Genomic DNA, 794 nt, shown 5'->3' with positions numbered 1-794 from the left:
TGTACATGCCAAGGCATCCACGAATTGCCCTTACCTCACGCTTGAGAGTCCACACCACCAACGACAACACTGGATCGTTCTCCCTCAGGAGAGCGACACGAAACTCGGCAGAGCAGTGTAGCGTGGTTCTGATCTGGCCGTCCGTTGACACGCATGAAGCGTGCCGCCGAGCGGCTCAGCTGATGTGGATGATTAAATCTCAGCCAGATTATTTGTAGAGATATAGTCTTGGACGTCTCGAACCGACCTAGCCAGCTCGCTCACATGCCGAAGCATGGTCACGAACCGCTTTCGCGATCCTCGTCGTTCCAAACCCATACCGCCACGGCATCGATTTTAAGAACCCATTCACAATGTCAAAGAAGGCCGTCGCGGCCTTAACCTCATGGTCGCCCATGAGGATCTCGTGTCTTCATCTTCTGGAATATCGTCAGAAATAGCGTGCCACGCCGCGGCAAAGCCGCGCCGTCAGACCTCGCTGATGCGAGGCTGGCCGTGCTTGCTGGCGTGCGCTGCAAGCTTCCGCTTGCGCGTCTCGTCAGCTGCGCAGTGGTGGAGCCTATCGGGATCGAACCGATGACCTGATGCTTGCAAAGCAACCGCTCTCCCAGCTGAGCTAAGGCCCCGTATCGCACCCGCTACGCCGTCAGTCGCAGCGAAGCTGCGCCTTATGGCGCGCTTCGCAGCGCTGGCCGTGCTCGGCTACGCCTGCGCAGATGGTGGGCCGAGTAGGAGTTGAACCTACGACCTCACGCTTATCAGGCGTGCGCTCTAACCACCTGAGCTACCGGCCC

General features: G+C 58.7%; 2 tRNA genes. Both read right to left on the bottom strand.

Features of this window, described 5'->3' with window-relative positions:
- Window positions 1–550: 550 nt before the first annotated feature.
- Window positions 551–626, bottom strand: a tRNA-Ala gene (locus tag ACH0AE_RS17920).
- A gap of 91 nt (window positions 627–717) precedes the next feature.
- A tRNA-Ile gene (locus tag ACH0AE_RS17915) sits at window positions 718–794 on the bottom strand.

Origin of the sequence: Sphingomonas sp. 179-A 2A2 NHS (assembly GCF_045371305.1) — a bacterium.
In the GTDB taxonomy this organism is placed as follows: Bacteria; Pseudomonadota; Alphaproteobacteria; order Sphingomonadales; family Sphingomonadaceae; genus Sphingomonas.
This window is presented reverse-complemented; position numbering and strand designations above follow the sequence as displayed.